The organism is Saccharopolyspora erythraea NRRL 2338 (assembly GCF_000062885.1).
Lineage (GTDB): Bacteria > Actinomycetota > Actinomycetes > Mycobacteriales > Pseudonocardiaceae > Saccharopolyspora_D > Saccharopolyspora_D erythraea.
The window spans coordinates 1,019,169-1,046,064 of sequence record NC_009142.1 but is presented as its reverse complement, the minus strand read 5'-3'; the positions used below and the strand labels follow the sequence as shown (position 1 = coordinate 1,046,064).

The window sequence follows — 26,896 nt, the reverse complement described above, 5'->3', positions numbered from 1 at the left end:
AGTTCGTGGACGGCTAAGCACCCCGTTCCTTGGACGCGACGCACTTACTCCCTAAGTGGGTACACCTTTCGTGGAATGCCGCATACGGTCTGTGGCCATCCGGCGACCGGCGCCGGGGTTCACGGAAGGACTCCACGGATATGCGAAAGCGTTCCGTTCTTATCGGGGTGCTCGCTGCCGTCAGCAGCGCGATCAGCCTCCCAGCGGTTGCGTCCGCGGACGACGCGGGTGTGCGCATCATCGGTGGCCACGACGCCACCGAGGAGTACTCGTTCATGGCCTCGCTGCAGATCGGCGGCAGCCACGGCTGCGGCGCGTCGCTGATCAAGCCCGACTGGGCGGTCACCGCGGCCCACTGCGTGCAGGGCGGCAGCCCGTCGGACTTCAGCCTGCGCATCGGCAGCAACGACAACACCACCGGCGGCGAAGAGGCAGGCGTGACCAACGTCGTGACCCACGACTCCGGTGACATCGCGCTGCTGCAGCTCGACCACGCCGTGCAGGCCGCCCCGATCAAGATCGCCGCGGAGTCCGGCGCCCCGGGCACCGAGACCCGTATCATCGGCTGGGGCCAGACCTGCCCTGAGCAGGGCTGCGGCGAGGCCCCGACCATGCTGCAGGAGCTCGACACCTCCATCGTCGACGACGGCGACTGCACCAGCATCGACGGCCCGACCGAGATCTGCACCGCGAACCCGGGCGGCAACTCCGGCGCCTGCTACGGCGACTCCGGCGGCCCGCAGATCAAGGGCACCTCGGGCAACTGGGAGCTGATCGGCGCCACCAGCCGCGCGGGCAACAACAACCCGACCTGCGCCACCGGTCCGTCGATCTACACCGACGTGGTCGCCTTCACCGACTGGATCAACCAGAACACCGGCGGCTGATCCGGCCCACCGCCCGGGGTGAACCCCGAACAACCCGGGTCGCGGCGAATTCTCGCGGAACTCCCCAAACCCCACGCTTTCGCGAGCAATCGCCACCGGATCGGCTGACAGAGGCCGTGGGCGAATGCGCCGGAAACCCCGTCCGGCATTGCCGCCCGCGGCCTCACCCCATGTTCGAGGAATGCCCGGGGAACAGGTGGGCTTCGGGGTTGAGCGCGACCGCGATGTTGTTGACGGCGGTGGCCGCTTCCCCGAATCCGGTCGCTATCAGTTTCACCTTTCCCGGATAGGCGGCGACGTCGCCCGCGGCGTACACGCGTTCCCGACTCGTGCGCATCGTGCTGTCCACCCGAATCGTGCGCTTTTCGAGTTCGAGCCCCCAGGACTCGATGGGTCCCAGATCGGCGGTGAATCCCAGCGCGGCGACCACGGCCTGCGCGGGCAGCACCTGGCGCCGGTCGCCTGCCAGCGCGAGCTCGACCTCGTGCGGGCCCGCGTCGTCGCCCCTGATCTCGGCGACCTCGGCGTCGGTGATCAGCGGGACGCCCAGCCCCCTCACCTTGTCGACCAGGCCGGCGTGCGCGCGGAACCGCGCCCTGCGGTGCACCAGCGTCACGCTGCGCGCGACCGGGTGCAGGGCCAGCGCCCAGTCGAAGGCCGAGTCACCGCCGCCGACGACCACCACGTCCTGTCCACTGTGGGCGCCCAGCTCGGGGATGAAGTGCACGACGCCGCGGCCCAGCCAGTCGTCGGCGGCCGGCAGCGGGCGCGGGGTGAACTCGCCGATCCCCGCCGTGACCAGCACCGCCCCCGCCCTGACCGACTCGCGCTCGCCGACGTCGACCAGCAGGCCGCCCTCCACTTCGGACAGCTTCTCGGCGTGGCGTCCCAGCAGGTAGACGGGGTCGTACTGGGCCGCCTGCCGCACCAGCGCGTCGACCAGGTCGCGGCCGCGGACCTCCGGGAACCCGGCGACGTCGTAGATCATCTTCTCCGGGTACATCGCGGTCACCTGGCCGCCCGGCTCCGGCAGCGCGTCGACCACGGCCACCGACATCCCGCGGAAACCGGCGTAGTACGCCGCGAACAGTCCGGTCGGGCCGGCCCCGACCACGAGCAGATCGACTTCGCCTGGAACCGGGGTCATGCCCACCCCATTCGCTCGCCACCGTGCGGATGCTTCCCAGGCTAGACCCGGCAGACCCGCCCATAGCGCGCGAAATGCCGACGTTGCTCCGCCGTGTTGCGCAACTGCGCCCGGCAGTTGGCGGTACCTGGCCGGTAACCCCGCACCTAGCTTCGGCAGAACGGGTCTTTGAGCGGGAGAGGAGAGCCGTGAGCAAATCTTCACTGGTGCTCGGTGCTTTGGCGGCACTGGCAATGGGAATCGGGGCATTGCCGGCGACCGCCAACGCCGCACCCGCGCCGCAGGAGGGGCCGGGCACCCTGATCGTCGGTGGCCACGACGCCACCGAGCCCTACGGATGGATGGCCTCGCTGCAGCGCCAGGGGCAGCACAGCTGCGGCGCCTCGCTGATCGACGAGGAGTGGGTGCTGACCGCCGCGCACTGCGTCCAGGACGCCACTCCGGCGGACCTGGGCCTGCGCATCGGCAGCCCGGACCACACCGCCGGCGGTGAGCAGGCCGGTGTGACCGCGGTTGTGGTGCACCCCGACTACGAGACCAAGAACCCCAACGGTGACATCGCGCTGCTCAAGCTCGACCACGCGGTGTCGCAGGAGCCGGTCGAGATCGCCGAGGCGTCCGGCCCGGTCGGCACGGAGTCCCGGATCATCGGCTGGGGCGTGACCTGCCCGGTCCGCGGCTGCGGTGCGCCGCCCGTGCAGTTGCAGGAGCTCGACACCAAGGTCGTCGACGACGGCCAGTGCTCGCTGAGCGCGGTGGACGAGGGCACCGAGATCTGCACCGGCAGCTCGCGGCCGCTGACCAACGCCTGCTTCGGCGACTCCGGTGGCCCGCAGCTCGAGGGCACGCCGGGCAACTGGCGCCTGACCGGCGTCACCAGCAGGCTCGGCAGCCTGGTCCCGGTTTGCGGCACGGCGCCGTCGATCTACACCGACGCCACCGCCTACCGCGGCTGGATCAACGACGTCGCGGGAGTCTGACCTCTCGAGGCAAGCAGAAGACGCCGGTCCGGGGCGCGGGCCGGCGTCTTCTGCTTTCCGGGGGGTGCAGCCCGGACGCGAGCCCGAGAGATGCCGCACGTTGATCGCTCAAGAAGCCGGTCGCCGTGCCCCGAGTGGGGTCCCCCATACTGACCGGCCGGCCGGATCAGGGGCACACTTTCGCCATGGCTGAACAGGACTACCGGATCGAACACGACACCATGGGCGAGGTGCGGGTCCCCGCCGACGCCCTGTACCGGGCCCAGACCCAGCGCGCCGTCGAGAACTTCCCGATCTCCGGCCGGGGCCTGGAACGCTCCCAGATCCGCGCGCTCGGGCTGCTGAAGGCGGCCGCGGCGCGGGTCAACGGCAGGCTCGGCGTGCTCGACCCCGACCTGGCCGAGGCCATCGCCGCCGCCGCCGACGAGGTCGCCGAGGGCAGGCACGACGAGCACTTCCCGATCGACGTGTTCCAGACCGGTTCCGGCACGTCGTCGAACATGAACGCCAACGAGGTCATCGCGACCCTGGCCAGTCGCGGGCTCGGCCGCGACGTGCACCCCAACGACCACGTCAACGCCTCGCAGTCGTCCAACGACACGTTCCCGACCACGATCCACGTCGCCGCCACCGAGGCGGTGCTCACCGACGTGATCCCGGCGTTGGAGCACCTGGCCGCGGTGATCGAGCGCCGCGCGTCGGAGTGGACCGGCGTGGTCAAGTCGGGGCGGACGCACCTGATGGACGCGGTGCCGATCACGCTGGCCCAGGAGGCCGGCGCGTGGGCCTCGCAGGTGCGCTTCGGCGTCGAGCGGCTGCAGGCCGGGCTCGGCAGGCTCGGCGAGCTGCCCATCGGCGGCACCGCGGTCGGTTCCGGGCTCAACGCGCCCGACGGGTTCGGCGCCGAGGTGTCCCGGGAGCTGGCGAGGGTCACCGGCCTGCCGCTGACCGAGGCCCGCGACCACTTCGAGGCGCAGGCCAGCCAGGACTCGGTCGTGGAGACCTCCGGCAACCTGCGCGCGGTGGCCGTCAGCCTGAACAAGATCGCCAACGACCTGCGCTGGCTGGGATCGGGCCCGCGCACCGGGCTGGCCGAGCTGGCCCTGCCCGACCTGCAGCCTGGCTCGTCGATCATGCCCGGCAAGGTCAACCCGGTCATCCCGGAGGCGACGCTGCAGGTGGTGGCGCAGGTGATCGGCAACGACGCCGCGGTCGCCTTCGCGGGCGCGCAGGGCAACTTCCAGCTCAACGTCAACCTGCCGGTGATCGCGCGCAACGTGCTGGAGTCGGCCCGGCTGCTGGCGGCGGTTTCCCGGCTGCTGGCGAACAAGGTCTTCGAGGGGGTGCAGGCCAACGTCGAGCGCGCCCGCGAGTACGCGGAGGGCTCGCCCTCGATCGTCACCCCGCTCAACCGCTACATCGGCTACGAGGAGGCCGCCTCGATCGCCAAGCAGGCCCTCAAGGAGCGCAAGACCATCCGCGAGGTCGTGCTGGAACGCGGTCACGTCGACGCGGGCAAGCTGACGATGGAGGAGCTGGAGACCGCCCTCGACGTGCTCGGCATGGCCAAGGCGGACTGATCCGGCGACGGCCGTGGGTGCCCGCCGAGGCAAGGCGCCCACGGCCCAGCGCCAGCGGCGCGGGGTCGGCGGCGCGGGGTCGGCGGCGTGGAGACAGCGGCTCGTCCGGCGGCGCGGCAGCGACGACGCTCGGCGGCGGCCAGCGCCAACGGCGCGGAGACGGCGGCTTGGTCCAGCTCAGCAGCGATGGCTCGACTCGGCAGCGCGGGGCTGTCCGGCGGCGCGGCACCTTCGGCGATCGGCAGCGCGGCCCGGCGCCTCGGCACCTTCGGCGATCGGCAGCGACATCGCCCGGCTTGGAAGAGGCGGCCCGGCGCCAAGCGCCTCGGGTCCGACGGCCCCGGCCCGAGCCAGCAACGAGGGCTCGGCTCGGGAGCGCGCGGGACCTTCGATGATCGGCATCGCAGCTCGAAGACCCCCGCCGCCGGGCCGCGCTCCACTTGCGGCGTGGCCTGCCCGAACCACGCGCTCTCGCGACCTGCCGTATGGGAACGGCAGACCCCTAGCCCCCGTGCATCTGCTCCAGTGCCGCGCGGTGGCGCTGCCTGATCTCCTCCCCCGTCGCCGCGTCGGCGGCATCCGGCTCCGCCGCTGCCACGCCGTCCGGCTCCGCCGGCGCGCTGCCCCACCCGGACACCGATCCCGGCAGGTGCCACGCCGGTGGCTCCGCGCCGCCCGCCAGCGCCCACGCCGCCTGGCGCGCCGCGCCGACGGCGACGTACTCCGCGGGTTCGGGTACCACGACCGGCACGCCGAACACCGTCGGCGCCGCCACGCGCACCGCCTTCGACTGCGCAGCTCCGCCGATGAGCAGAACCCTGCGCACCTCGATGTCGGCCGCCCGCAGCGCGTCGAGTCCGGCGGCCAGCCCGCAGAGCATGCCCTCCACCGCCGCCCGCGCGAGGTTCTCCGGTGTCATGTTGTCGCGGCGCAGACCGACCAGGGTGCCGCTGGCGTCGGGCAGGTTGGGCGTGCGTTCGCCGTCGAGGTAGGGCAGCAGCGTCAGGCCGCCCGCGCCCGCGGGCGCCGCACCGGCCAGGCGGTCGAACTCGGCGGGGTCCGCGCCGAGCATGGCCGCGGTCGAGGTGATCACCCGTGCCGCGTTGAGCGTGCACACCAGCGGGAGGAACCCTCCGGTGGCATCGGCGAACCCGGCGATGGTGCCGGTCGGGTCGGCGCTGCCGCGCGGGGCGGCGGCGAAGACGGTCCCGCTGGTGCCCAGGGACACCACCACGTCGCCGGTGCGCAGGCCGAGTCCCAGCGCGGCGCCCATGTTGTCGCCGGTCCCGGCGGAGACCAGCGTGCCGTCCAGCGTCGTGCCCGCGGGTTCGGCGGGCCCGAGCACCCGTGGTGTGCGGGGAGTCCGGCCGCCGAACGCCATCGCCAGGATGTCCTCGCGGTAGCGGCCTTCGCGCGGCGACCAGTAGCCGGTGCCCGAAGCGTCCCCGCGGTCGGTCACCGGTTCCCCGCCGGTCAGCCGCGAGGTGAGCCAGTCGTGCGGCAGCAGGACGTCGCTGACCCGGTCGGCGAGCTCCGGCTCGTTCTCGGCCATCCACCGCAGCTTGGTGACGGTGAGGCTGGCGACCGGGACCGTGCCGACGGCTTCGGCCCACGCGCCGGGACCGCCCAGCTCCGAGATGAGGTCGGTCGCGGCGGGGGCCGAGCGGGTGTCGTTCCACAGCAGCGCGGGCCGCACGACCTGGCGGTCCTCGTCGAGCGCGACGAGCCCGTGCTGCTGCGCCGCGACGCCGACCGCCCCGACGTCGTCGAGCAGTCCGATCCGCGACAGCGCCGCCCACCACACCTCGGGGTCGGCGACGGTGCCCTCGGGGTGCGGCGCACGTCCCTGCCGCACCACCGCCCCGGTCTCGGCGTCGCACACGACGACCTTGGTGGACTGCGTCGACGAGTCGATGCCCGCCACCAGGCGGCTCATTCGGCACCTCCACGGCGGGCATAGACCGCGGTGGCCCATTCTTCGGACTCGGGTGTGATTCGCATGTGACCTACCGGGTCGTTCGGGGACACGACCTCGACGTCGGTGCCGAGGTCGCGGATCGCGTCGAGCTCGTGCTGCGGGGTGGCGTCGTCGGTGATCACCACGTCGAAGATCGCGGCGTCACCGTGGGCGTAGGTGGCGGTCTTGCCGAACTTGGAGTGGTCGGCCAGCAGGAACGTGCGCTCGGCTGACTCGTGCATCACGTGCTTGATCTCGGCGTAGTCCTGGATCGGGTGGTACATCCGGCCCCGCGCGATCGTGGTGACCGACATGAAGGCGATGTCGGTGCGCAACCGCGACAGCGAGCGCAGCACGTCCGGACCGGTGCACGAGTCGAACTCCGCGCGGTAGCGGCCTCCGGCGAGCACGACCTCCCGCCCGGCCAGGGACAGGATCCTGGCGATGGTCACCGAGTTGGTGACCGCCGTCAGCTCCTCGACCTCGCCGAGCATCCTGGCCAGCGGGAACAACGTGCTCGAGTCGTCGAGCAGCACCGAGGCCCCGGGCCGGACGCGGGCCGCCGCGGCGGCCGAGATCGCCTCCTTCTCGGCCGTGTGCAGACCTGCGCGGAAGCGGGTGGCGGTCTCCATCGTCTGCGGCGGGAAAGCCTCCACCAGCCCGCGCTTCTTGCGCAGCATCCGCCGTCCGGCGAGGTCGTCGAGGTCGCGGTGCATGGTCATCAGGCTGACCCCGAACACGCTCGCGAGGTCGCCGATGCGCGCCTCGCCGCGGTCGATGACGTAGTTCAGGACGTCCTGCCTGCGCTGCTCCACCACCGCCTCGGTCGGTCGCGCGTTGGACATCGCCGCTCCCCTCGTCATCCGCCGGCACCTACTCCTGCGGGCGCACGACGGTCTTCACCGCCGTCTCGTCCCGCGCGGACGCGGTGAGCGCCTGCTCTACCCCGGCCAGCCCGAACCGGTGCGTCACCAGCCGGTCGAGGTCGACGGCGCCCGACGCCGCCAGCGCGATCGCCGTCGGCCAGGTGTTGGCGTACCGGAACGTACCGGTCACCTCGATCTCGAAGTTCTGGACGTGCGAAAGCGGCAGCGGCAGCTCGTCACCGCCCATGCCCACCAGCACGACCCGGCCGGCCCGCGTGACGCGCCGGATGGCGTCCGCGGCGGCGCGGGGCGCGCCAGAACATTCCAGCAGCACCTCGGGTTCGAAGTCGATGGCCGACTCCCGCACGTCGACCGTTCCGGTCGCACCGAGCTCGGAGGCCAGCTCCAGGCGGCGCGGGTTGACGTCGGTGACCACGACCTCGCTCGCGCCGAAAGCGCGGGCGGTCTGGGTGGCGACCAGCCCGATCGGCCCCGCCCCGGTCACCAGCACCCGCGAACCCGGTCCGACCCCGCCCTTGCGGCAGGCCCACACCCCGACCGACAGCGGCTCGCACAGCGCTGCGGCCTCGTCGGTCATCGAGTCCGGGACGGCGTAGGCGAACTCCTCGTGCACCGCGACGTACTCGCAGAAGGCGCCGTCGACCGGCGGTGTCGCGAAGAACCGCACGTCCGGGCACAGGTTGTAGCGGCCCGCGCGGCACTGCGCGCACACGAAGCACGGCACGCCGGGCTCGATCGACACCCGCTGCCCCGGCTCGTGTCGCGACACCTCGGCACCGCGGGCCACCACCACCCCCGCGGCCTCGTGCCCCAGCACGAGCGGCTCGCGCACCACGAACGGCCCGATCCGGCCGTGCTCGTAGTAGTGGGTGTCCGAGCCGCAGGTCCCGACGGCGGTCACCCTGACCAGCACCTCGCGCGGCCCGGGCTCGGGCACCGGCCGCTCCTGCACCACCACGTCCCCGACACCGCGCAGGACCGAAGCGCGCATCTTCTCCGGGATCATTCCCCCGTCACCGCTCCCAGGGTCAGGCCGGTGACCAGCCACCGGCGTACGGCGAGTCCGGCGAGCACCATCGGCACCACCACGAACGTACCGATCGCGGTCAGCTGTCCCCAGTCGATCCCGGACTGGGTGACCAGCTGGCCGGCCGCGATCGGCAGCGTCTGGGAGTTCGGCCCGCTGAAGACCAGCGCGAAGGCGTGGTCGTTCCAGGCGAACACCAAGCAGAGCACGAAGGTGGTCACCAGACCCGATTTGGTCATCGGCAGCACGACGTGCCAGAACGCCTGCCACCGCGTGCAGCCCTCCACCTGCGCCGACTCCTCCAGCGCGGGCGGGAGCTCGGCGAAGAACGCGCTCATCAACCAGATCGCGAACGGCAGGTCGAAGGTCAGGTAGGCCAGCACCAGGCCAGGCACCGAATCGATCAGGCCCAGTCCCCGGAACATCAGGAACAGCGGCAGCACGACCGCGGCGATCGGGGCCATCCGGGTCGAGATGATCCAGAACGACAGGTGCTTCCTGCCGCGCATCCTGGTGCGCGCCAGGCCGTACCCGGCCGGCGCGCCGATCGCGACCGCGAGCACGGCGGAGATTCCCGCCGCCAGCACGCTGTGCAGGACGTACGGGCCGAGGTTGTTCGCGCCGGTGAACAGGTTCCGGTAGTTCTCCAGCGTCGGCGTGAACAGCACCTGCGGCGTGGCGGCGGTGACGTCCGCGCTCGACTTGAACGAGGAGAGCACCATCCAGCCCAGCGGGACGAGCGTCCACAGCAGACCGGCGCCGAGCACCAGCCACACCACCAGGCGCAGTCCCCGGCCGCCGCGTTCCAGCGGGCTTGCGGGAGTGGTCACCGGGTTTGTCCCTTCTTGTCCAGCAACCGCACGAAGGCGCGGGCGATCACGATGGAGACGGCGAGCATCACCAGGCCGAGCACGGCGGCGTAGCCGAGGTCGAAGAACCGGAACGCGGTCTCGTACAGCCGGACCGGCACGATCTTGGTGGCGTCGGCCGGGCCGCCGCCGGTGGTGACCCAGACGATGTCGAAGTAGCGGATCGCGTCCATGGACCGGATCAGCAGCGCGACCAGCAGCACGTTCGAGATCGACGGCAGCACGATGTGGCGCAGGCTCTGCCAGCCGTTCGCGCCGTCGAGCGCCGCCGCCTCGCGCAGGCTCGGCGGGACCGACGACAGCCCGGCCAGCGCGATCAGGGTGATCAGCGGCGTCCACTCCCAGACGTCCATCAGGACCACCGCCGCGAACGCCGAGTACTTGCCGCCGAGGATGTCGCCGGTGTAGCCGAGCGCGCCGAGCAGCCACGAGTAGAGGCCGAAGGTGGAGTCGGTCAGGAACCGGCCGAGCAGGCCGACGATCGCGGGCGCGACGAACATCGGCAGCAGGAACAGGCTGAGCACCGCGTTGCGGCCGCGCATCACCCGCCACACGCACAGCGCGAAGACCAGGCCCAGCAGCATCTCCAGGCCCAGCGTGAGGGCGAAGTAGACGCCGGTGCGCAGCCAGTTGGCGCCCAGGTCGGGATCGGTGAACAGCCGGGCCCAGTTGCGCAGCCCGGCCCATTCCACGCCCACCCCGCCGAGGAGCCGGACGGACGAGAAGCTCATCACGATCATCGTCAGGAACGGGATGACGCTCAGGGCCGCGAGCAGCAGCACGCCGGGCGTCAGCATCCGGGCCTCGAACCCGAACCGGATCCGGGACCGTCGCCGCGCCGGCTCGCTGGCGTGCTGGTCCGCAGGGCTGTCCACCGGGCGGTTCTCGATCTGCGCGGTCAGCTTCGTCGGCTCGGGCGGCTCGGCCGGCTGCGTCGGCCCGCTCGGCTGCGTCGGCTCGGTCCGGCTCATCGCGCGGCCACCCACCCTCGTGCCGTGATCTGGTCGAAGCGCCTGGCGGCCTCCCGCATCGACTCGGCCGGACCCGCGTCACCGGCGAGCATGCGGGAAAGCTGGGTGTAGATCGCCGTGTCGCACTCGTTCCACATCGGGATCTTCGGCCGCAGACCGGCGTTCTCCGGCTGCCACGCCTGCCGCACCGCGTCGGCGGCCAGCATGTTCGGCATCGCCGACGGCCGCCGCTCGGCAGCCTCGACCTCCGGCAGCGCGTACACCGACCCGCGCGTGGGCGTCCCGCCGCCCGCGGAGCTGCGCAGGTTGCGCAGCTGGACCTCCTTCGACGTCGCCCAGTTGACGAACAGCCAGGCCGCACCGCGCTCGTTCGGCAGCGTGTTCGCGCTGATGCCGATCCCGCAGCCGCCGTAGTGGTTGGCCGACCGCACCGGCCCCGCGGGCAACCGGGCGTAGCCGACCCGGCCGGGCAGCACGCTCTCGTTGTCGGCCGCGAACTCGTGCCAGTTCGGGCACATCGCGATGCGCCCGGCCCGGAACGCCGCGCCGAGGTCGTTCCACTCCCACGTGCGCGAGGCGGGGTCCGCCACCGCCAGGAGCTTGCGGTAGAACTCCGCCGCCTCCACCGCGCGTTCGTCGCCGAGCCGGCACGGGCCCGGGTCCACGGCGCCGATGCGGCCGATCTCGGTGCCGTTGCCGAAGTAGTCGCCACCGTGCGCCCACAGGACGTTGGAGAAGTCGCACATCAGCGAGTCGTGCTGCTTGGCCTGGTGCCCGGTGCCGTAGCGGACGTCCTCGGTGCGGTCGTTGAACCACCGCGCGATGGCGAGGTACTGCTCCCACGTCGTGGCGTCGGTCGGCATCGGGTCGAAACCGAGGTCGTCGGCCATCCGGGCGCGGTGCTTCTCGAACAGGTCCCGGCGGTAGTGCCAGATCATCGTCGGGCAGTCGTAGGGCAGCGCGAAGACCTTGCCGTCGTGCCCGAACCGCCCGGAGGCGTCGAGCTGCACCGGCACGAAGTCGGCGAAGTCGTCGGCGGAGCCGGGCAGCGCCGGGTCGTCGGCCAGCTCGCGCAGGTCGGCCAGCCCCTTCGAGTACGGCGCCAGCACCTGGTACGGGTCGGCGTAGATGACCTGGTACTGCGCCTGCCCGGATGCCAGGTCCAGGGCGACCTTCTGGACCAGCGCCGACAGCTCCAGCGTCACGATGTTGACCCGGATGCCGGTCAGCTCGGCGAACGGCCCGAGGTCGGCGGCGATCGCCGCGGTCGGGGCCGTGTTCTCCGAGATGAAGTTGAGCGTGGTGCCCGCGAACTGGCGCCACGGGTCGCCAGATGCCGTCCGCGGGGCGTCGCCGCGCGTCGAGCACCCTCCCAACACGGTCGCGGCACCCCCGGCGAGCACCCCGCCCAGCAGCCGCCGACGGCTCAGTCCCGGCTCCCTCACGTGCGCTCCTCGGGTGGATCGATGTGACCGATGCCATTTCTAGCACCGCTCCACGCATTTGTTAACACTTTTTGCGAGATCTATCGCTGGAAAATGTGAGAGATCAGCGGCCACGCCGACCGCGAACCGATCGATGCGACCGCCCGGCCGAAGTGGGAGGCTGTGGGCATGGCTCACCGGCTAGCGGACGCGACCAGCCCGTACCTGCTTCAGCACGCCGACAACCCGGTCGACTGGTGGCAGTGGTCGCCGGAGGCGTTCGAGGAGGCCCGCCGGCGCGACGTGCCGGTGCTGCTGTCGATCGGCTACGCGGCCTGCCACTGGTGCCACGTCATGGCGCACGAGTCCTTCGAGGACGAGGCGACGGCCGCGGTCATGAACGAGAACTTCGTCAACATCAAGGTCGACCGCGAGGAGCGGCCGGACGTCGACGCGGTCTACATGGAGGCCACCCAGGCCATGACCGGCCAGGGCGGCTGGCCGATGACCTGCTTCCTCACCCCGGACGCCGAGCCGTTCCACTGCGGCACCTACTACCCGTCGGCGCCGCTGCACGGCATGCCGTCGTTCCGGCAGCTCCTCGACGCGGTGGCCAGCGCCTGGCGCGAGCGCGGCGGCGAGGTCCGCCAAGCCGCTACCCGGGTGGTCGAACAGCTTTCCGCGCAGCGCACGGCACTGCCGGAGTCCTTTTTGGACGACGAGGTCATCGCCACCGCGGTCTCGCGCCTGCACGCCGAGTCCGACCCCGACCACGCCGGCTTCGGCGGCGCACCGAAGTTCCCGCCGTCGATGGTGCTGGAGTTCCTGCTGCGCCACCAGGAGCGCCAAAGCGCGCCGGGCAGCGGGCACACCGCGCTGGAGATGGCCGAGGCGACCTGCGAGGCGATGGCCAGGGGCGGCATCTACGACCAGCTCGCGGGCGGGTTCGCCCGCTACAGCGTCGACTCCGCGTGGGTGGTGCCGCACTTCGAGAAGATGCTCTACGACAACGCCTTGCTGCTCCGCGTCTACGCACATCTGGCCCGCCGCCGCGAGTCGCCGCTGGCAGAGCGCGTCGCCCGGGAGACCGCGGCGTTCCTGCTGCGTGATCTGCGCACGCCGGAGGGCGGTTTCGCGGCGTCGCTGGACGCCGACACCGAGGGCGTCGAGGGCCTGACCTACGTGTGGACGCCGGAGCAGCTCGCGGAGGTCCTCGGCGAAGCCGACGGCGCGTGGGCCGCGGAGCTGTTCGAGGTCACCGAGTCCGGCACCTTCGAGCAAGGGACGTCGACCCTCCAGCTCAAGCGCGACCCCGACGATCCCGCCCGCTGGCGACGCGTCCGCGACGCGCTCTACGAGGCCAGGAGCCGGCGCCCGCAGCCGGGGAAGGACGACAAGGTCGTCACCTCCTGGAACGGCATGGCCATCACGGCGCTCGTGGAGGCATCGACCGCGCTCGGCGAACCGGAATGGCTCGCCGCGGCGGAGCAGGCCGCGAAGCTGCTGGTGGAACGGCACCTGGTCGACCAGCGGCTGCGCCGCAGCTCCCGCGACGGTGTCGTCGGCGCCGCGGCCGGCGTGCTGGAGGACTACGGCTGCCTGGCCGACGGGCTGCTCTCGCTGCACCAGGCCACCGGCGAACCGCGCTGGCTCGACGTCGCGTGCTCGCTGCTGGACACCGCGCTGGAGCAATTCGCCGACAGCGACAACCCGGGCGCCTACTTCGACACCGCCGCGGATTCCGAGGAACTGGTGCGCCGCCCGTCGGACCCCACCGACAACGCGAGCCCGTCCGGTGCGTCGTCGCTGACCTCGGCCCTGCTGACCGCGTCCGCGCTCGCCGGCGGCTCCGCCGCGCAGCGCTACCGGCACGCCGCCGAGCAGGCGCTGTCGCGGGCCGGGCTGCTCGCGGAACGGGCGGCCCGCTTCGCGGGCCACTGGCTGAGCACCGCGGAGGCGCTGGCGCACGGCCCGCTCCAGGTCGCGGTTGCCGGCCCGGAGGACGACGGCGACCGCGCCGCCCTGCTCGAGGCCGCCTGGCGGCACTCTCCCGGCGGGGCGGTCGTGCTCGCCGGGGAGCCGGAGGCGACCGGCGTGCCGCTGCTGGCCGACCGGCCGCTGGTCGGCGGGTCCGCCGCGGCCTACGTCTGCCGGGGCTACCTCTGCGACCGGCCGGTGACCGGCGTCGACGACCTCGTGGAAACCCTGGGCCGCGTGCAGGTCCCGCAGAGCTGACCGCTGCCGCGCGGTCGGCAGCGAACTCCAACGCCGAGCACCACAGCCCCGCGGTCGGCGCCGGAAATCCGGTGGCGCCGCGGGGCGCCCGCTGCTGCACTGCGCGGCGTGGACGTCCGAACCGCCGAGCCCGGCGAACTCCCCCGCCTCCAGACCGTCGAGATCGCCTCGGGCGAGCCCTTCCGCGAGATCGGCATGCCCGAGATCGCCGACAGCCCGCCGCTGCCGCTCGACGCCCTCACCGCCTATCAGCGGGCGGGACGTGCGTGGGTCACCGTGGAGTGCGGTGAGCCGGTCGCCTTCGTCGTGGTCGAGCTCGTCGACGGCGCGGCGCACATCGCGCAGATCAGCGTGCATCCCGGCCACGCGAGGCGGGGCATCGGGCGCGTCTTGCTCGACCACGTCGCCGCTTGGGCGGTCGAGCGCGGCATCCGCGCGATGACCCTCACCACGTTCCGGACGGTGCCCTGGAACGCGCCGTACTATCGCCGTCTGGGGTTCCGGGAGCTCGGCACCGACGAGATCACCGCAGGGCTCGCCGCCGTCGTCGCCAACGAGACCGCGCACGGCCTGGACCCCGCCGCGCGGGTGTGCATGCGCCGCGAGCTGGCCTGATCGAGTTCTCCAGGAGCGCAATCCGGAGCCCTTCCACGGCACGTGCAAGCGTGTAATCGTGTAATTGGAAGGGGTGATGGCGATGAACGCGAGATTCATCCGCACCGCACGAGGCCGCCGGTGGGGCGGTCAACCCCCGTGGACCGGCGGCGGACGCGGTGGCCGCCGGCCGCCGGAAGCACCGTCTGCCGACGACGCCAAGGCGTGGTTCACCGGCCGCCTGCCCGAGGGCTGGTTCACCACGGCGCCCGAGGTCAGCGTCGACCGCGAGGAGATCCTCGTCGTCGGCGAGCTGCCCGCCCTCGACGAGGACTTCGCCGACGACGCCGCCCGCGCCGCGGCCGAGAGCGGCCGCATCGCCAGGTTCCGGGAGGAGACCCGGGAGGAGCGCATCGAGATCGCCCGGCAGGCCGAGCACCGCTACGGACGCAAGGTGTCGTGGGGAGCGCGGCTGGGCGGCGCTGAGGAGCTGTTCACCACGCTGTCGGCACCGGTCATGACCCGGTTGCGGCAGCCGGAGCGGATCGTGCTCGACACCCTGGTCGACGCGGGCATCGCCCGCTCCCGCTCGGAGGCGCTGGCGTGGGCGGTCCGGCTGGTGGGCGAGCACACCGAGGAATGGCTCGCCGAGCTGCGCGAAGCGCTGGCCAAGGTCGACGACCTGCGCGCCCAGGGCCCCGACCTGACCTGACGCATCGGGCCGGGAACCGCGCTCACGCGGTCCCCGGCCCGATGGGTCGAGTGGTCAGGAGTAGAGGGCCAGCCAGATCGCCACGTGGTGGCAGACGGCGGCGCTGGAGACCGCGGCGTGGAAGAACTCGTGGTAGCCGAAGGTCTTCGGCCACGGGTCCGGCCAGCGCGTGGCGTAGAAGATCGCGCCCGCCGTGTAGAGCACGCCGCCGGCCAGCAGCAGCACGAGCGCGGCGACGCCGGCGTTCTGCAGCAGGTCGGGCAGCACGAACACGGCCACCCAGCCCAGCGCGATGTAGACCGGCACGCCGACCCAGCGCGGCGCGTTCGGCCAGGCGAGCTTGAGCACCACGCCGCCCAGCGCGCCGCCCCAGACCACCGCGAGCACGACGGCACCGGTGGTCGGCTGCATCGCCAGCATCGCGAACGGCGTGTAGGTGCCCGCGATGAACAGGAAGATCATGGAGTGGTCGAGCCTGCGCATCCAGGTGCGGGCTCCGACCGACTTCCACGTCTTGCGGTGGTAAAGCGCACTGACACCGAACAGGCCGAGGACGGTCACGACGTAGATCGAGGTCCCCAGCGCGGCGGCGGCCGACACCGTCGACCCGGCCAGCGCGATCAGCGTCGTCCCGGCCGCGGCCGACACGACCAGGGACCAGAAGTGGATCCAGCCGCGCAGCCTCGGCTTGACGATCGCCGTCGGGCGGCGGGCGGTCATGGCGCTACTCACGCCACGAGGTTACGGGAGCGTAGGTCCGGCGGTCACCCGAGAGGCCGGTGACGTGCGTTTCACCGACTTGCCCAGGGACGCGGTCGCCGCCGGATGCGGCCCGCGTACTCTCGTCGGGCGTGGCGCTTAAGGTTCGGCTCCGAGAGTTCATCGTCGACATCTACGAACGGCGGCTGCGCCGGAAGCTCGACGTGTCGAAATCACCCCGGCACGTCGGCGTGATCCTCGACGGAAACCGCAGGTGGGCCAAGGAAGCCGGCTTCGACGTCAACCACGGTCACCGCGAGGGCGCGCGCAAGATCGCCGAGATGCTGGGCTGGTGCCAGGAAGCCGACGTCGAGGTCGTCACGCTGTGGCTGCTGTCCACCGACAACCTCAACCGCAGCAGCGACGAGCTGTCGGCGCTGCTGGAGATCATCGCCGGTGTGGTCGACGAGCTGACCGAGCCCGGAAAACCCTGGCGGGTGCGGATAGTCGGCGCGCTCGACCTGCTGCCCACCGAGACCGCGGCCCGGCTCTCGGCGGCGGCGTTGCGCACCAAGGGCCGCACGGGCATGCAGGTCAACGTCGCCGTCGGCTACGGCGGGCGGCAGGAGATCGCCGACGCCGTGCGCAAGCTGCTCCAGCAGCACGCCGAGGCGGGCACGACCATCGACGAACTGGCCGAGGTGCTCACCGTCGACCACATCGCCGAGCACCTCTACACGTCCGGGCAGCCGGACCCCGACCTGCTCATCCGCACTTCCGGTGAGCAGCGGCTGTCCGGTTTCATGCTGTGGCAGTCCGCGCACTCGGAGTTCTGGTTCTGCGAGGCGTACTGGCCCGCTTTCCGGCGGGTGGACTTCCTGCGCGCGCTGCGCGAGTACGCGGCGCGGCACCGCCGCTTCGGCGGCTAGCGCCGGCCCGGCGGTTCCCCAGCGCAGCAAAAGGCCAGGCCGTCATGGGACGACCTGGCCTTCTCCGTCAGCCGGTCCGCGCTCAGCTCTTCTGGCTCGGGTGGTCGACGATCGGGGCGTTGACGCACTGGGTGGTCTGAGTCGAGTCGACCTTGGCGATCACGCCGACGACGGCGATGTCGTTGCCGCAGAGCTGGATCGGCAGCGCGCTGATGTTGTTGTCGTTGAGGACGTTCACGCCGTCGTTGTCGGCGGAGTCGGCGTTGGCGACCGGGGCCAGCGCCAGCAGGCCGGCGGCGGCACCTGCGAGGATCGCAGCCTTCTTCAGCACTTCGTTCACTCTCCTTTGGTCCACGCGGGGAATTCGCACCAAGCGGTCCTCTTCGATGGGTCCGCGAGGTGGCACCGGAGTCTTGCGCACTTCCGCCGGTGAACAGATCCGGCAGGCCGTGCGCGACAACTCTTAACCCGATTGTGTGATCGGATCGCTTTTTCGCGCTATCCAGCCCGCTTATACCGGGAACTGGCTCGCGCGAAGCTTTTCAAAAGGAACGCAAAAAGGAGCGTCGGGCATCCCGACGCCCTCTCTGCTGGTGGCCGCCCGGGAAGAGCAGCCGAGATCGACCGACCGGCTCAGCGCTGGCTCGGGTGGTCGACGATCGGAGCGTTGACGCACTGGGTGCTCTGCGTCGAGAAGAGCTTGGCGATCACACCGACGACAGCGATGTCGTTGCCGCAGGCCTGGATCGGCAGCGCGCTGATGTTGTTGTCGTTGAGGACGTTCACGCCGTCGTTGTCCGCGGAGTCGGCGTTGGCCATCGGGGCCACGGCGAGCATGGTGGCGGCAGCGCCGGCGACAACCGCTGCTTTCTTAAGCACTTTTCTTGCTCCTTGACTGGATGGGGGGTAGGCGAGTGCGTATTCCTCGACCCGAGTACCCCAGTAGCTTGGCGAGGGGAAGCACCCGGCGAGAAACATAGCGATCAACGACTCCGAACAAAACCTCGTTAACACCATTGTGTGCTTTATTCGCCGCCCTCTAAAGCCGCGGCACGTCAGAATCCCAGGTAGACGCGTCGCGCAGTTCTGCGCGGTCGGCGAAATCGTGTGATCCGCGAGGTGCTTCCCCACGACGCGGCGCCACGCCGTAGTGTCGCCGCATGGCCCCCTCCGCTCTCGTGACCGAGTACGTGCGGCTCGGTCTGCGGTTCGACCGGCTGGTGCCGGGCTTCACCGACGCCTACACCGGCGACCCGGAGCTGCGCAGGAAGGTCCGCGACGAGACCCGCCCGGACCCGGCCGCGCTCGCAGCCCGCGCCCGCGGGCTGCTCGCCGAGCTGCCCGGCGCGGAGCTGGAACGGCGACGCGAGGCGTTCCTGCGCGCCCAGCTCACCGCGCTGGAGTGCGCCGGGCGGAAGCTGGCGGGCGAGCGGATGTCGTTCGCCGACGAGGCCGGGGCCTATTTCCAGGTGCGGATCACCCCCGGCGACCCCGACGACTACCGGCGCGCGCACCGCGAGCTCGACGAGGTGCTGCCCGGCCGCGGCGACCTCGGCGCGCGGATCACGTCGCTGCGCGAACGGAACCGCATCCCGCCGGAGCGGCTCCGGCACTGCGTGCTGGCGCTGTCGAGCGCCCTGCGGGACCGCGTGCGGGCCCGGTTTCGCCTGCCACCGCAGGAAACCGTCGACTACCGCATCGTGACCGGTGAGGTGTGGGGAGGCTTCAACCAGTACCTGGGCGACTTCCGCTCGCGTGTCGCCATCAACGCCGACGCCGGGCACAGCGCGGCCGAACTCCCGCACCTCGTCGCGCACGAGTCCTACCCCGGCCACCACACCGAGCACTGCCGCAAGGAAGCCGGGCTTGTCGACCGGCAGCGGCACCTGGAACACACGATCTTCCTGATCAACACGCCCCAGTGCCTGCTGGCCGAGGGACTCGCCGACCTCGGGCTGCACGCCGTCGTCGGCCGCGGCTGGGGCGCGTGGGCCGCCGAGATCCTCGCCGACCTGGGCGTCGCGTTCGACGGCGAGCTCGCCGAACGCGTCGAGGCCGCGATGGGCCGGCTGCTCGCGGTGCGCCAGGACGCCCTGGTGATGCTGCACGACGGGGGGAAGGACGAGACCGAGGTGGTGAACTTCCTGCGCCGGTGGCAGCTGCTGCCCGACGGCACCGCGCGGCGGCTCGTCCGGTTCATGGCCGACCCGCTGTGGCGGGCCTACACCACCACCTACGTGGAGGGATACAAGCTGCTGCGGACCTGGCTGGAGCTCGCGCCCGCCGGGACGGCGGGCTGCGAGCGCTACCGGCGGCTGCTCGACGAACCGCTGGTGCCGGAGACCATCCGCGAGGAAATCGCCGGACAGATCCCCATTTTCACCCGTTGAGAGCAGGGATTCCGGCTGGAGGGATTACCGGCGGTAGGCGCTTGTGCGTAAATGCCCTGGTACATGACGCGCAGTTGACGATTCGCTGAATCACCTGTGTGGCTGCCTGCCGAGTTCGGATCATGCAGGTAGCGTCCGCAGTGACGGGCCGTCCGTAGTGCAACGCCGTAAGCGGCCCGTCCGGGGAGGCCCTGACCGTGGCTGTAGGCAGGATCGGACGGTTCCCGTCCATCGTGGTCGCGCCAGGGCCGGTGCGTGGCCCTGCGGCCGCGGCGGACCGCCGAGCGGTCCTGCCCGGGGCACGGCAGGGGCAGGCCCGGCCCGCCGACGAGCGGGTGTGCGCGCCACGCCCGCGAGGGAGTAGCCGTGACCACACGACGTTCCCAGCCCCCAGCGGATCTCCCGGCCACGCCCGGTGATCCAGCGTGCCCGACCCGTCCGGAAGCCCCGGGCGAGGTCCGCACGTACGTCCTCGACACCTCCGTGCTGCTGTCCGACCCGTGGGCGATGTGCCGGTTCGCCGAGCACAGCGTGGTGCTGCCCCTGGTCGTGATCAGCGAGCTGGAGGGCAAGCGACACCACCCCGAGCTCGGCTGGTTCGCCAGGGAGTCCCTGCGCGTGCTCGACGACCTGCGTCTTCGGCACGGGAGGCTCGACGCCCCGGTCCCCGTCGGGGAGCAGGGCGGAAACCTGCACGTCGAGCTCAACCACTCGGACCCGGAGGTGCTGCCGCCGGGTTTCCGCACCGACTCCAACGACGCGAGAATCCTGGCCTGCGCGCTGAACCTGGCCGCCGAAGGACACCGCGTCACGCTGGTCACCAAGGACATGCCGATGCGGGTCAAGGCCGCGTCGGTGGCCCTGGAGGCCGAGGAGTACCGGGCGCAGGACGTGGTGTCGTCGGGCTGGACCGGCATGGCTGACCTCGACGTGCCGCCGGACACCGTCGACGTGCTGTTCAAGGAGGGCACGGCCGACCTCGACGAGGCGCGCGACCTGCCCGCCAACACCGGTCTGCGGCTGCTCGCCGGCTCGCAGAGCGCGCTGGGCAGGGTCACCGCGGACAAGCAGGTCAAGCTGGTGCGCGGCGACCGGGAGGCGTTCGGGCTGCACGGACGCTCCGCCGAGCAGCGGATCGCGCTCGATCTCCTGCTCGACCCCGACGTCGGGATCATCTCCCTCGGTGGCCGGGCGGGCACCGGCAAGTCGGCGCTCGCCCTGTGCGCGGGCCTGGAAGCGGTGATGGAACGCCAGCAGCACCGCAAGGTCGTGGTGTTCCGCCCGGTCTACGCCGTGGGCGGGCAGGAGCTCGGCTACCTGCCGGGCAGCGAGAACGAGAAGATGCAGCCGTGGGCGCAGGCCGTCTTCGACACCCTCGGGGCGCTGGCCAGCGGGGACGTGCTGGACGAGGTCATGGACCGGGGAATGCTCGAGGTCCTGCCCCTCACCCACATCCGCGGGCGGTCGCTGCACGACTCGTTCGTCATCGTCGACGAGGCGCAGTCGCTGGAGCGCAACGTCCTGCTGACGGTGCTCTCGCGGCTCGGCTCGAACTCGCGGGTGGTGCTCACCCACGACGTCGCCCAGCGCGACAACCTGCGGGTCGGCCGCCACGACGGGGTCGCCGCGGTGATAGAGAAGCTGAAGGGGCACCCGCTGTTCGCCCACGTCACGCTCACCCGGTCCGAGCGCTCGCCGGTGGCCGCGCTGGTGACCGAGATGCTGGAGGGCGACTTCACGCCGTGAGCTGAGCCCGCGATCGGGCGGCCGGTGCCCCGCTGGGAGGCACCGGCCGCTCGGCCCAGCGCGCCGGTCAGGTCGTCACCAGCGGGACCCGCAGTGGCCGGCGGCTCGTCGCCGGGGCTGACACCAGGAATGGCCGACCGGTCGGGCGTCAGGTCGACGCCCACCGGTCGGCCCTGGTCGTCACCAGCCGGACGGCAGCGGACGGCCCTCGGCGAAACCGGCCGCCGACTGGATGCCCACCAGCGCCCGCTCGTGGAACTCCTCCAGGCTCCGCGCGCCCGCGTACGTGCACGACGAACGCAGGCCGGAGCTGATCTCGTCGAGCAGGTCCTCCACGCCCGGCCGCTGCGGGTCCAGCCGCATCCGCGAGCTGGAGATGCCCTCCTCGAACAGCGCCTTGCGCGCCTGGTCGAAGGCGCCGTCGGACCGGGTCCGCGCGCTCACGGCCCGCTTCGATGCCATGCCGAAGGACTCCTTGTAGGCGCGGCCGTGCTCGTCGCGCTGGAGGTCGCCCGGCGACTCGTAGGTGCCCGCGAACCAGGACCCGACCATCACCGAGGCCGCGCCTGCGGCCAGGGCGAGGGCCACGTCGCGCGGGTGGCGCACGCCGCCGTCGGCCCACACGTGCTTGCCCAGCTCGCGGGCCGCGGTGGCGCACTCGGCGACCGCGGAGAACTGCGGACGGCCGACGCCGGTCATCATCCGGGTCGTGCACATCGCGCCAGGGCCGACACCGACCTTGATCACGTCGGCCCCGGCCTCGGCCAGGTCCCGCACGCCGTCGGCGGTGACCACGTTGCCCGCCACCACCGGCACCCGCGGGCTCACCGAGCGCACCGCGCCGAGCGCGGCGATCATCTTCTCCTGGTGGCCGTGCGCGGTGTCGACGACCAGCGCGTCCACACCCGCGCCCAGCAGTGCTTCGGACTTGGCGGCCACGTCGCCGTTCACCCCGACAGCCGCCGCGACGCGCAGCTTGCCGTCGGCGTCGAGCGCGGGGGTGTAGATCTCGGCCCGCAGCGCCGCCTTCGCGGTCATGACCCCCGCGAGCACACCGTCGGCGTCGACGGCGAGCGCGACGTTCCTGGCCTGCTTGTGGAGCTGCTCGAACACCTCGCGCGGCTTGGTCTCCAGCGGCAGCACCACCGGGCTGAGGTCGGCGACCTCGCCGACCCGGCTGAAGCGGTCGACACCACCGCAGGCGGCCTCGTCGACCACGCCCACCGGGCGGTTGCCGTCGTCGACGACCACCACGGCGCCGTGGGCGCGCTTGGGGAGGAGGTTCAGCGCGTCGGCGACCGCGTCGTCGGCGTGCAACACCAGCGGCGTGTCCCAGAGCGGATGGCGCTGCTTGACCCAGGAGACGATCTCGGCGACCGCGCTGGGGGCCACGTCCTGCGGCAGCACCACCAGTCCGCCGCGCCGGGCGATCGTCTCGGCCATCCGGCGGCCGGCGACCGCGGTCATGTTGGCGACCACGATCGGCAGGGTCGCGCCGGTGCCGTCGGCGGTGGCGAGATCGACGTCGAACCGGGACTCGACGCCCGAGCGCCGGGGCGCGAGGAAGACGTCGTCGTAGGTCAGGTCGGTAGTGGGCTGCTGCCCGTTCAAGAACTGCACGAGGTACCAGGATACGTGTTCGGAGGCGGTCTGTGACCGGGTCGGAGCCGCCTGGCTCGTCCCGCCGAGATCGCCGGATCGGCCGACGTGACCGATGTTGCCCGCGTGACCAGCGGTGTCGCTATACTGGCGGTGGCCGCGCACCGAGGTGCGTGGAAGTACGCCGGACCCCCCGCTGTATTGTGGGACCCCGGCCTCTACGTTTTCTGGGGCCGTTTCTCTTGCCCGTCAAGCGATCCAGATCGAGATCGTGGACGTCGCCGCGCCGAACTGGGCGATGTAGGCGGGTTCTCCACGCTGGTCCGCGCGCCGCACGCGACGTCAGCGACCCATAGCAGCGGTTCGCTGCCACCAGGAACGAAGCTGACCTGGATCCGCACCGACAGCAAGCGCTTGCGACGGCAGACCGCGACGAGCTCCTGGTCCTGCTTGTTGTTGCGGGGCTGCCTGCATTCGAACACGACCGGCCCCACGGCGTTCCTGTCCAGCTCCGGCAGCAGGGTTTCCATGCATTTGCGGCGTGCCCGTTCGGCACGCATCCGCTTCCCGCGGCCGATGACGGTGATGTGGCCGACCGGCAGCACACCCACCGCCTTGGCGGGGTGCAGCCGATGCGAGTGGTCGGATTCGTACCAGTGCAGCTTGCCGCCACCGGGGCGCAGGTCGCGCAGCGCGGAGCGGATCCGCTCGGCGTCGGCGAGGTCGACGATGCCGGCGGTGAGGACGTAGACGCCGAGGGTCAGGTCGTAGGACTCGTCGACGTAGGCGGCTTGGAACACGCGCAGCAGTGAATCGGGAACAGTTCGAGATCAAGCCGATGCACTCGGTGGTGTTTCCTGGTCGCAGGGGCTGCGCCCCCGCCTCAGAGCTCCTCGCCGCCGAGCAGGGGTTCGAAGGAGCGGTAGCCGTCGAAGTTGCGGAAGAACCGGCTGTAGAGCTCCGAGCCGTCGTCGAAGGTGGCGTCCTCGACCAGCCGGACGTCCACGACGTGGCGGAGCTTCCAGGTGATGTCCTGGTCGTTCTCGTTGCGGTAGCTGGTTTCCTGCTGCTTGCCGTACTCGGCGGCCTTCTCCCTGGCCTCCTCCTCCGACTCCGCCTTGAGCAGCACGAAGGACTCCTCGTAGAGGGGCTTGTCCGAACCCTCGGTGACGCCCTCGGTCACCAGCACGGCGACGTAGAAGTCCGGGTCCACGCTGCTCACCGGAGCCTGGAAGTCACGGGGGTCGATGGTGCCCGGGCCGATGTTGACCGACCCGACCTCTTCGGGAGTGCTCATGGCTCCAAGGGTCTCATCCGCCCTCCGCCGCACGCTGCGGCCCGCGCACCTCCCGCACCGCGTCGATGGTGTCGGCGGAGGCGGCGTCCTTGTCGGGGCGGTAGCGCAGCACCCGGGCGAACCGCAGCGCCACACCGCCCGGGTAGCGCGTGCTGGTCTGCACGCCGTCCAGCTCGATCTCCACCACCAGCTCCGGCACCAGGTGCACCGTCCAGTCGTCGCGGTGGGTCTCCCTGCGCTGGAACTCCTCGGTCTGCCAGGCCAGCAGCTCGTCCGTGAGCCCCTTGAAGGTCTTGCCGACCATGATCGGCGGCCCGCCGTCGGGGTCGCGCGCGCCGAGGTGGAGGTTGGACAAGTAGCCGCTGCGTCGTCCGTGCCCCCATTCCGCGGCCAGGACGACCAGGTCGAGGGTGTGCGACGGCTTGACCTTGCGCCAGGTGCGTCCGCGCCGCCCCGCCGCGTAGGCCGAGTCCAGCGACTTGACCATGACGCCCTCGTGACCGGCTTCCAGCGCGTCGTCGAAGATGCCCGAAGCGTGCTCGGCGTCGGCGGTCAGCACCGCCGGTATGCGGTGGTCGGCCGCGACCTCCTCCAGCGCGGTGAGGCGATCGCGCAGCGGGAGGTCGAGCAGGTCGCGTCCGTCGAGGTGCAGGCAGTCGAAGAAGTACGGGTGCAGCAGCAGGTCCCGCGGGCTCTGCGCGCCGAAGCGGCCCATCGTCTCCTGGAACGGCCTCGGCCGCCCCGAGTCGTCGAGCGCCAGCGTCTCGCCGTCGAGCACGATCGACCGGCAGTCCAGGCCCCGCACCAGCTCGACGAGCTCGGGGACGTGGCGGGTGATCTCGCGCAGCGTGCGGGTGTAGATGTGGACGTCGTCGCCGTCGCGGTGCACCTGGATCCGCGCACCGTCCATCTTGTACTCGACGCTGACCTCCCCCAGCTCGGTCATCGCCTCGTCCAGCGTCTCGGCCGGGGAGGCGAGCATCGGCCGCAGCGGGCGCCCCACCTCCAGGCGGAAACCGCCCAGTTCCTCCTCGCCGCCGCGCAGCGCGGCCTCGGCGGTCGCGGGCAGCCGGCCGGAGAGCATGAACGCGCGGCGCACCGCGTCGGGACGGACCCCGGCCGCGGCGGCGATCGCCTCCAGCATCACGCCCTCCAGCGCGCCCTGCCGCAGCTCACCGCCGAGCAGCCGCACCAGGAACTCCTGCTCCGCCGCCGTGGCCCGGGCCAGCAGGTCGGCGAGCAGTTCGGCTCGCCGCTGCCCGGAGCCGGCACCGCCGATCTCGCGCAGGGCGTCGATGGCGGCATCCACCTCCGCGACGGTCAGCGACGGCTCACCGGCTGCCGCCGGGTCGAGCGCCGACAGCGTCGCCCAGCCCACCCCGGCCCGCCCGCCGCGCAGCTCACCTGCGAGGAACGCCGTGCCGGGCCCGACCTCGGCTTCGCCGAGACGCGAGAGCAGCCCGGCGATCGCGGCGACCTTCGACTTGCGCGAGCGGGTCGCGGAGACCTCGGCGGACGTGCGCACGACATCGCTCAGAAGCACCATGTCCCCATGGTGCGTGCGATCACCGACAGCCGCCGGGGTTCGCGGGTGCGCACGCGAAGCGGCCCGCCCGACCTCGTGGGTCGAGCGGGCCGCTCGGGGTCGGATGCCGCTACTTCTCCTTGGCCTCGCCGGAGTCCTTCGCGACGGGCTCCGCCCGCTCCGCACCGGGTTCCGGCTCCGCCGCGCGCTCCTTCGCCGACGCCTTCTGCGCACGGGCGCGCACCTTGGCCGGCGCCGCCGCGGCGGCCTTCTCCTCGTCGAAGGTCGTCGGAAGCTTCTTCAGGTGCTTGGTCATCGACCGGATCAGGAACACGACCGCGATCGCGAACAGCACCAGCAGCAGCAGGCCGAGCGGGGAGGACTTGCCGAAGTCCTCGCCCTGGCCTCCGGGGTCCGGCGGCGGAGGCGCCTGTGCCAGGACGAAGGCGAGGGCCTCCTGGGCACTCATACCGCACACACCTTCTCTTCCACACCGGCGAACAGGTCGTCCTCCGGCAACGTCGTGTCCACCAGCGACCTGACCAGCTCGTAGTCCTCGGTGGGCCACAGCTCCCGCTGCAGGGAGGCCGGAACCGCGAACCACCGGCTGTTCGGGTCGATCTGGGTCGCGTGCGCGCGCAGCGCGTCGTCACGCACCTCGAAGTATGCACCGCAGTCGACCCGCGTCGTCACCCGCTCGTCGGGGTCCGGGCGGGAGGAGTCCCACTTGCCGAGCCACTCGCCGTAGGGCGACTCGATGCCGCGCTCGACCAGCGCGTCGTGGAAGAGCTGCATGCGCTTGCGGGAGAAACCGTGCGAGTAGTACAGCTTCAGCGGCTGCCAGGGGTCGCCCGCGTCGGTGTGGAGCTCCGGGTCGCCCGCGGCGTCGAAGGCCGCCATCGAGACCTCGTGGCAGCGGATGTGGTCGGGGTGCGGGTAGCCGCCGTTCTCGTCGTAGGTGATCAGCACGTGCGGGCGGAACTCGCGGATGACCTTGACCAGCTCGCGGGTGGAGGTCTCCAGCGGCACCAGCGCGAAGCAGCCCTCCGGCAGCGGCGGCAGCGGGTCGCCCTCTGGCAGCCCGGAGTCGACGAAGCCCAGCCACCGGTGCTGGACGCCGAGGATCCCGGCCGCCTTCGCCATCTCCTGCCTGCGGATCTCCGGCAGGTTCGCCACCACTTCCGGCCGGTCCATGGCCGGGTTGAGGATGCTGCCCGCCTCACCACCGGTGCAGGTGACGACCATCACCTCGTGGCCGTCGGCGACGTAGCGCGCTGTCGTCGCCGCCCCCTTGCTGGACTCGTCGTCCGGATGCGCGTGCACCGTCATCAGACGCAGCTTCTCGGCCATGGCCAGGCTGTCCCTCCTGCTTCAGCAACAACGTCGCAAGATCAGATCCGCGAACCGCCCCCGCCGGAGGCAGGGCGGACACCCCCGGGGA

25 protein-coding genes are annotated in these 26,896 nt (G+C 71.8%); 9 read left to right on the top strand and 16 right to left on the bottom strand.

The genetic code is table 11. The features are described 5' to 3' along the window. The first annotated feature begins 140 nt into the window (after nt 1-140). Nucleotides 141-887 (top strand): S1 family peptidase, encoded by a 747-nt coding sequence (locus SACE_RS04560; RefSeq protein ID WP_011873213.1) that lies wholly within the window; start codon nt 141-143, stop codon nt 885-887. A 163-nt stretch (nt 888-1,050) separates the two neighbouring features. On the opposite strand, the gene SACE_RS04555 is transcribed toward SACE_RS04560, so the two are convergent. Then, entirely contained in the window at nt 1,051-2,034 is a 984-nt protein-coding gene (locus SACE_RS04555) for an NAD(P)/FAD-dependent oxidoreductase (RefSeq protein ID WP_009951032.1), read from the bottom strand. A gap of 248 nt (nt 2,035-2,282) precedes the next feature. On the opposite strand from SACE_RS04555, the gene SACE_RS04550 reads away from it, so the two are divergent. Next, the gene (locus SACE_RS04550) at nt 2,283-3,014 is read left to right on the top strand and encodes a S1 family peptidase (RefSeq protein WP_009951034.1); all 732 of its coding nucleotides are present in this window, start codon (nt 2,283-2,285) and stop codon (nt 3,012-3,014) included. A gap of 185 nt (nt 3,015-3,199) precedes the next feature. Next, a complete protein-coding gene (locus SACE_RS04545; RefSeq protein ID WP_009951035.1) occupies nt 3,200-4,594 on the top strand; it encodes a class II fumarate hydratase in 1,395 nt (464 codons plus the stop codon). A gap of 502 nt (nt 4,595-5,096) precedes the next feature. Here SACE_RS04545 and xylB read toward each other — a convergent pair. Genes xylB through SACE_RS04515 form a run of 6 tightly spaced genes read right to left on the bottom strand, consistent with a single transcriptional unit; the run spans nt 5,097 to nt 11,750 of the window. Then, on the bottom strand, nt 5,097-6,530 hold the full coding sequence (xylB, locus tag SACE_RS04540; RefSeq protein ID WP_009951036.1) for a xylulokinase: 1,434 nt from the start codon (nt 6,528-6,530) through the stop codon (nt 5,097-5,099). Next, nucleotides 6,527-7,396, bottom strand: a complete 870-nt coding sequence (locus SACE_RS04535) for a DeoR/GlpR family DNA-binding transcription regulator (RefSeq protein WP_009951037.1) — start codon at nt 7,394-7,396, stop codon at nt 6,527-6,529. The genes xylB and SACE_RS04535 overlap by 4 nt, the downstream gene beginning before the upstream one ends. Nucleotides 7,397-7,424: 28 nt before the next feature. Next, nucleotides 7,425-8,444 (bottom strand): NAD(P)-dependent alcohol dehydrogenase, encoded by a 1,020-nt coding sequence (locus tag SACE_RS04530; protein WP_009951039.1) that lies wholly within the window; start codon nt 8,442-8,444, stop codon nt 7,425-7,427. Then, complete coding sequence (locus SACE_RS04525; protein WP_009951040.1) at nt 8,441-9,295, bottom strand: carbohydrate ABC transporter permease; 855 nt, start codon at nt 9,293-9,295, stop codon at nt 8,441-8,443. The genes SACE_RS04530 and SACE_RS04525 overlap by 4 nt, the downstream gene beginning before the upstream one ends. Beyond that, entirely contained in the window at nt 9,292-10,305 is a 1,014-nt protein-coding gene (locus SACE_RS04520; RefSeq protein ID WP_011873210.1) for a carbohydrate ABC transporter permease, read from the bottom strand. Before SACE_RS04520 ends, SACE_RS04525 begins: the two co-directional genes overlap by 4 nt. After that, nucleotides 10,302-11,750, bottom strand: coding sequence for an extracellular solute-binding protein (locus tag SACE_RS04515; RefSeq protein WP_009950466.1), 1,449 nt, complete (start codon nt 11,748-11,750; stop codon nt 10,302-10,304). Before SACE_RS04515 ends, SACE_RS04520 begins: the two co-directional genes overlap by 4 nt. 168 nt (nt 11,751-11,918) lie before the next feature. Here SACE_RS04515 and SACE_RS04510 point away from each other — a divergent pair, with 168 nt between their 5' ends. The 3 genes from SACE_RS04510 to SACE_RS04500 all read left to right on the top strand — a co-directional run bounded on the left by SACE_RS04510 (nt 11,919) and on the right by SACE_RS04500 (nt 15,270). Then, a complete protein-coding gene (locus SACE_RS04510) occupies nt 11,919-13,964 on the top strand; it encodes a thioredoxin domain-containing protein (protein ID WP_011873209.1) in 2,046 nt (681 codons plus the stop codon). 108 nt (nt 13,965-14,072) lie between these two features. Continuing rightward, entirely contained in the window at nt 14,073-14,579 is a 507-nt protein-coding gene (locus tag SACE_RS04505; protein WP_009950468.1) for a GNAT family N-acetyltransferase, read from the top strand. A 76-nt stretch (nt 14,580-14,655) separates the two neighbouring features. Continuing rightward, entirely contained in the window at nt 14,656-15,270 is a 615-nt protein-coding gene (locus tag SACE_RS04500; RefSeq protein ID WP_009950469.1) for a hypothetical protein, read from the top strand. Nucleotides 15,271-15,324: 54 nt separating this feature from the next. On the opposite strand, the gene trhA is transcribed toward SACE_RS04500, so the two are convergent. Further along, nucleotides 15,325-15,990, bottom strand: a complete 666-nt coding sequence (trhA, locus tag SACE_RS04495; RefSeq protein WP_009950470.1) for a PAQR family membrane homeostasis protein TrhA — start codon at nt 15,988-15,990, stop codon at nt 15,325-15,327. A gap of 131 nt (nt 15,991-16,121) precedes the next feature. Here trhA and SACE_RS04490 point away from each other — a divergent pair, with 131 nt between their 5' ends. Beyond that, a complete protein-coding gene (locus SACE_RS04490) occupies nt 16,122-16,898 on the top strand; it encodes an isoprenyl transferase (RefSeq protein WP_009950472.1) in 777 nt (258 codons plus the stop codon). 82 nt (nt 16,899-16,980) lie between these two features. On the opposite strand, the gene SACE_RS04485 is transcribed toward SACE_RS04490, so the two are convergent. Further along, a complete protein-coding gene (locus SACE_RS04485) occupies nt 16,981-17,238 on the bottom strand; it encodes a hypothetical protein (protein WP_009950474.1) in 258 nt (85 codons plus the stop codon). 293 nt (nt 17,239-17,531) lie between these two features. Next, a complete protein-coding gene (locus SACE_RS04480) occupies nt 17,532-17,735 on the bottom strand; it encodes a hypothetical protein (protein WP_009950475.1) in 204 nt (67 codons plus the stop codon). Between the two features lie 323 nt (nt 17,736-18,058). Between SACE_RS04480 and SACE_RS04475 the strand changes: the two genes are divergently transcribed. Both SACE_RS04475 and SACE_RS04470 read left to right on the top strand, forming a co-directional pair. Next, a complete protein-coding gene (locus SACE_RS04475) occupies nt 18,059-19,288 on the top strand; it encodes a DUF885 domain-containing protein (protein WP_009950476.1) in 1,230 nt (409 codons plus the stop codon). A 366-nt stretch (nt 19,289-19,654) separates the two neighbouring features. Continuing rightward, complete coding sequence (locus tag SACE_RS04470; protein ID WP_011873207.1) at nt 19,655-21,034, top strand: RNA 5'-3' helicase PhoH2; 1,380 nt, start codon at nt 19,655-19,657, stop codon at nt 21,032-21,034. A 180-nt stretch (nt 21,035-21,214) separates the two neighbouring features. On the opposite strand, the gene SACE_RS04465 is transcribed toward SACE_RS04470, so the two are convergent. From SACE_RS04465 to mca, 6 genes are all read right to left on the bottom strand, one after another. Next, entirely contained in the window at nt 21,215-22,654 is a 1,440-nt protein-coding gene (locus SACE_RS04465) for a GuaB1 family IMP dehydrogenase-related protein (protein WP_009950479.1), read from the bottom strand. Nucleotides 22,655-22,851: 197 nt separating this feature from the next. After that, nucleotides 22,852-23,433 carry a hypothetical protein gene (locus tag SACE_RS04460; RefSeq protein WP_009950480.1) on the bottom strand — a complete coding sequence of 194 codons (582 nt, stop codon included), beginning with the start codon at nt 23,431-23,433 and terminating at the stop codon, nt 22,852-22,854. An 83-nt stretch (nt 23,434-23,516) separates the two neighbouring features. After that, nucleotides 23,517-23,930, bottom strand: a complete 414-nt coding sequence (locus tag SACE_RS04455; protein ID WP_009950481.1) for a DUF4288 domain-containing protein — start codon at nt 23,928-23,930, stop codon at nt 23,517-23,519. 13 nt (nt 23,931-23,943) lie between these two features. Beyond that, complete coding sequence (locus SACE_RS04450) at nt 23,944-25,476, bottom strand: ATP-dependent DNA ligase (RefSeq protein ID WP_009950482.1); 1,533 nt, start codon at nt 25,474-25,476, stop codon at nt 23,944-23,946. Nucleotides 25,477-25,585: 109 nt separating this feature from the next. Then, nucleotides 25,586-25,924, bottom strand: a complete 339-nt coding sequence (locus SACE_RS04445; protein WP_009950483.1) for a hypothetical protein — start codon at nt 25,922-25,924, stop codon at nt 25,586-25,588. Further along, a complete protein-coding gene (gene mca / locus SACE_RS04440) occupies nt 25,921-26,805 on the bottom strand; it encodes a mycothiol conjugate amidase Mca (protein WP_009950484.1) in 885 nt (294 codons plus the stop codon). Before mca ends, SACE_RS04445 begins: the two co-directional genes overlap by 4 nt. Between the last annotated feature and the right edge of the window lie 91 nt (nt 26,806-26,896).

Coding starts and splice junctions, on each gene's coding strand:
- SACE_RS04560 (WP_011873213.1), top strand. CDS start 141: ATGCGAAAGCGTTCCGTTCTTATCGGGGTGCTCGCTGCCGTCAGCAGC.
- SACE_RS04555 (WP_009951032.1), bottom strand. CDS start 2,034: ATGACCCCGGTTCCAGGCGAAGTCGATCTGCTCGTGGTCGGGGCCGGC.
- SACE_RS04545 (WP_009951035.1), top strand. CDS start 3,200: ATGGCTGAACAGGACTACCGGATCGAACACGACACCATGGGCGAGGTG.
- xylB (WP_009951036.1), bottom strand. CDS start 6,530: ATGAGCCGCCTGGTGGCGGGCATCGACTCGTCGACGCAGTCCACCAAG.
- SACE_RS04535 (WP_009951037.1), bottom strand. CDS start 7,396: ATGTCCAACGCGCGACCGACCGAGGCGGTGGTGGAGCAGCGCAGGCAG.
- SACE_RS04530 (WP_009951039.1), bottom strand. CDS start 8,444: ATGATCCCGGAGAAGATGCGCGCTTCGGTCCTGCGCGGTGTCGGGGAC.
- SACE_RS04520 (WP_011873210.1), bottom strand. CDS start 10,305: ATGAGCCGGACCGAGCCGACGCAGCCGAGCGGGCCGACGCAGCCGGCC.
- SACE_RS04510 (WP_011873209.1), top strand. CDS start 11,919: ATGGCTCACCGGCTAGCGGACGCGACCAGCCCGTACCTGCTTCAGCAC.
- SACE_RS04500 (WP_009950469.1), top strand. CDS start 14,656: ATGGCGATGAACGCGAGATTCATCCGCACCGCACGAGGCCGCCGGTGG.
- trhA (WP_009950470.1), bottom strand. CDS start 15,990: ATGACCGCCCGCCGCCCGACGGCGATCGTCAAGCCGAGGCTGCGCGGC.
- SACE_RS04480 (WP_009950475.1), bottom strand. CDS start 17,735: ATGCTCGCCGTGGCCCCGATGGCCAACGCCGACTCCGCGGACAACGAC.
- SACE_RS04475 (WP_009950476.1), top strand. CDS start 18,059: ATGGCCCCCTCCGCTCTCGTGACCGAGTACGTGCGGCTCGGTCTGCGG.
- SACE_RS04455 (WP_009950481.1), bottom strand. CDS start 23,930: ATGAGCACTCCCGAAGAGGTCGGGTCGGTCAACATCGGCCCGGGCACC.
- SACE_RS04450 (WP_009950482.1), bottom strand. CDS start 25,476: ATGGTGCTTCTGAGCGATGTCGTGCGCACGTCCGCCGAGGTCTCCGCG.
- SACE_RS04445 (WP_009950483.1), bottom strand. CDS start 25,924: ATGAGTGCCCAGGAGGCCCTCGCCTTCGTCCTGGCACAGGCGCCTCCG.
- mca (WP_009950484.1), bottom strand. CDS start 26,805: ATGGCCGAGAAGCTGCGTCTGATGACGGTGCACGCGCATCCGGACGAC.